Here is a 3,272-nt window from a genome sequence, read left to right as displayed (position 1 = left end):
GCCCGCGCCGCCCTGGCCGACGCGGGCGTCGAACCGTCCGCGATCGGCGCGGTCTTCGCCGAGGGGGCGTCGGTCCCCGAGCTCGACGCCCAGGAGGCCGCGGCGATCACCGAGGTGTTCGGGCCGGACGCCGTCCCGGTCACGGCGATCACCTCCCGCACCGGGCGCCCGGGCGCCGGAGCCTCCGCACTCGATCTCGCGGCGGCGCTGCTAGCCGTCCGCGACGGGCTGATCCCCCCGACCGCCGAGGTGGGCCACGTGCCGCCCTCGTACCGGATCGACCTCGTGACCGGACGGCCGCGCCCGATGGCCGGCGACGCGGCACTGGTGCTGGCACGCGGGCACGGCGGCTTCAACAGTGCCGTGGTCGTGCGCCGGTTCGACCCGACGGCGCGCTGATCCACCCCTCCATCGACCCCAGTGAAAGGTGACCACCATGAACGGCTTCACCCTCGACGACCTGAAGCGCGTGATGCGGGAATGCGCCGGAGAGGACGAGAGCATCGACCTGGACGGCGACATCCTGGACGCGCCGTTCGAGGATCTCGGCTACGACTCGCTCGCCCTGCTGGAGACGGCGACCCGGATCGAGCGGGAGCTCGGCGTACGCATGCCGGAGGAGGTGCTGAGCGGGGCGAAGACGCCCCGGCTGCTGCTGGAGGCCGTCGCATCCGCCCACTGACCGTCGCCGGTGGCCGTCGCCGGACGGCGGCGGCCACCGGCTCGGCGAGCCGACCCGAAGGTGAAGAACCATGACCGACAGACCCCTCGTCCTCGTCACCGGGGCCACCGGGGCCCAGGGCGGATCCGTCGCCCGCCACCTGTTGCGGACCGGCCGCTGGGCGGTGCGGGCCGTGACCCGCGCCCCCCGCTCGGAGGCCGCCACCGCGTTGACGGCCCTGGGCGCCGAAGTGGTCGCCTGTGATCTGACCGACCCCGGTCAGGTGAGCCGGTCGGTGACCGGTGTCACCGCGGCGTTCCTGGTGACGGACTACTGGTCCCTGAAGGAGCGCGAGTACGAGGTGGCCCGCCGGACCGCCGAGGCCGTACTCGCCGCGGGCGCCGACACGCTGGTGCACAGCAGCCTGCCCGAGGCGCACCGCCGCAGCGGCGGCGCACTGGCCCTCCCCCACCACGACGGCAAGGCGCGGCTGGAGGAGGAGCTGCGCGGGAGCGGCGCGCCCGTCGTCACCGTCCACCTGTCGACGTACTACGAGAACTGGCCCGCCCGCCGGCTGCGCAGGCAGGAGGACGGCACGTTCGCGTTCACGCTGCCGCACGGGGACACCCCGCTTCCCGCCGTCTCCGTGGCCGACCTCGGCCCGGTGGTCGCGGCGGTGCTCGACACGGGGAGCGCGCTCCACGGCCAGGTGGTCAAGGTGGTCGGTGACCTGCTGCCACCCGCCGCCTACGCCACCGCCCTCACCCGGTCCCTCGGTGTCCCGGTCGCCTACCGGGACGTGCCCTACGAGACCTACCGGCAGCTGCCGCTGCCCAACGCACGAGCCGTCGCGGACATGCTGGAGTTCACCCGGCGGCACCCCGACGTCACGCCCGCCGACGTGACGCGCGCCCGGGCCCTGTACCCGGGGCTGCGGACCTTCGGCGACTGGGCGGATTCCGCGCCGGACCAGTTCGCCCACCTGCTGCGATGAGGCGGGAGCGGACATGCGCGGCGGGGCCGGTGCTGCCATGAGGCCGTCTCTCGCCCTCCGTCTGCTGCGCGCGCTCTGCCGCTCACTGGTGGCCTACGGAGCGTCGTACGCGGGAGTGGAGGACCCCGAGGACGGTGGCAGGCAGGCGCCCGGGCCGCCCCCGGCGGGAAGCGGGCCCGGGGCGGCCCACCCGGAGCGCGTGCGGCCGGACGTGCCGCTCACGCCGACGGAACGGGCCCACGCGCGAGAACTGGGCCGGTCCTGAGCCCGGCGTGCCCCGGGCGGCGTCGACCGCCGTACCCGGGGCACGCGAGAGGACTCAGGCGGACGGCAGCCCGGCCGGCCACACGCCGGCCAGCATCGTCCGGGTGTCTCCCAGCAGCTGCGGGAGCACCTTCGTGTGTCCGACGACCGGCATGAAGTTGGTGTCCCCGCCCCAGCGCGGCACCACGTGCTGGTGCAGGTGCGCGGCGATGCCCGCGCCGGCCTCGGCGCCCTGGTTCATCCCGATGTTGAAGCCGTGCGCCCCGGAGGCGGCCCGCAGCGCGACCATGGCCCGCTTGGTGAAGTCGGCCAGCTCCACGGTCTCCGGACCGTCCAGCTCCGTGTAGTCGGCCACGTGCCGGTACGGCACCACCATCAGGTGTCCGCCGTTGTACGGGTACAGATTGAGGACCGCGTAGACCTGCTCGCCGCGCGCGACGACGAGCCCGTCCTCGTCGGACTTCGACGGAATCTCGCAGAACGGACAGCCGTCACCGGCTCCCGGGCCGCTCGGCTTGCTCTCACCCTGGATGTAGGCCATCCGGTGGGGCGTCCACAGGCGCTGGAACGCGTCGGGCGTCCCCACTCCGATCTGCTGTTCCGGCTCACTCGTCATGCCGGTCAGCATATTGCGTCACTCCCGGCGCGCGTGTCGCCGGGGGCGGCCCCACCGGCGCACCGCGATGCTGGCGCCATGAGCGACCGTCCCACGGCCCCCGTCCCCCCTCGGCTCCAGGAGTGGGAGCAGCGCACGGAGGTACCGCTCTTCCTCGCGGCCGTGCTCTTCCTCCTCGGATACGCGGTCCGCGTCCTCGTCCCGCACGACGCCGGCCCCGTACGCGACCTCGCCCTCGCCCTGGCCTGCGCGACCTGGCTGGTCTTCGCCGTGGACTACGGGGTGAGGCTCCACCTGAGCGGCCTGGGCAGGCACTTCGTACGCGCCCACTGGCTGGACACGGTGGTCCTCCTGCTGCCGCTGCTGCGCCCGCTGCGCATGGTGCAGGTGTACACGGCGGTCCAGCAGCGGCAGGAAAGGCCGCGGCTGAGCCTCTACGCGCGGGTGATGACGTACGCGAGTCTCACGGCCGTCCTCCTCGGCATCTCGGCGTCACTCGCGGTCTACCACCAGGAGCACGACGCGCCGGGGGCCTCGATCCGTACGTTCGGCGACGCGGTGTGGTGGGCGTGCGCGACGCTCACCACGGTGGGCTACGGGGACGCGGTCCCCGTCACGTTCGGCGGCCGGGTCGTCGCGGTGGGCCTGATGGCCTGCGGGCTCGCGCTGCTGGGGGCAGTGACCGGGTCGTTCTCCTCGTGGCTGCTGCAGGTGTTCACCCGCGAGGACGAGAAGAG

5 protein-coding genes and 1 pseudogene are annotated in these 3,272 nt (G+C 73.9%); 5 read left to right on the top strand and 1 reads right to left on the bottom strand.

Annotated features, from left to right (window positions below):
- From ACFWFI_RS41995 to ACFWFI_RS41980, 4 genes and pseudogenes are all read left to right on the top strand, one after another.
- Positions 1-399 (top strand): annotated as a pseudogene (locus tag ACFWFI_RS41995) (ketosynthase chain-length factor); the annotation flags it as partial.
- 37 nt (positions 400-436) lie between these two features.
- Entirely contained in the window at positions 437-682 is a 246-nt protein-coding gene (locus ACFWFI_RS41990) for an acyl carrier protein (protein WP_387401113.1), read from the top strand.
- 70 nt (positions 683-752) lie between these two features.
- A complete protein-coding gene (locus ACFWFI_RS41985; RefSeq protein ID WP_387401112.1) occupies positions 753-1,655 on the top strand; it encodes an NmrA/HSCARG family protein in 903 nt (300 codons plus the stop codon).
- A 37-nt stretch (positions 1,656-1,692) separates the two neighbouring features.
- Positions 1,693-1,920, top strand: a complete 228-nt coding sequence (locus tag ACFWFI_RS41980; protein ID WP_387401110.1) for a DUF6059 family protein — start codon at positions 1,693-1,695, stop codon at positions 1,918-1,920.
- Positions 1,921-1,974: 54 nt separating this feature from the next.
- Here the strand turns inward: ACFWFI_RS41980 and ACFWFI_RS41975 are convergent, their stop codons facing one another.
- Positions 1,975-2,547, bottom strand: a complete 573-nt coding sequence (locus tag ACFWFI_RS41975; protein WP_387401108.1) for an HIT family protein — start codon at positions 2,545-2,547, stop codon at positions 1,975-1,977.
- 66 nt (positions 2,548-2,613) lie between these two features.
- Between ACFWFI_RS41975 and ACFWFI_RS41970 the strand changes: the two genes are divergently transcribed.
- Positions 2,614-3,272, top strand: a 659-nt coding sequence (locus ACFWFI_RS41970) for a potassium channel family protein (RefSeq protein WP_387401106.1), incomplete at its 3' end; no start/stop codon positions are given.

The sequence above is a fragment of the Streptomyces sp. NPDC060209 genome (assembly GCF_042728155.1).
Lineage (GTDB): Bacteria > Actinomycetota > Actinomycetes > Streptomycetales > Streptomycetaceae > Streptomyces.
Note: the sequence above shows the minus strand (reverse complement) of the source record. Positions and strands in the feature narration are given on the sequence as shown.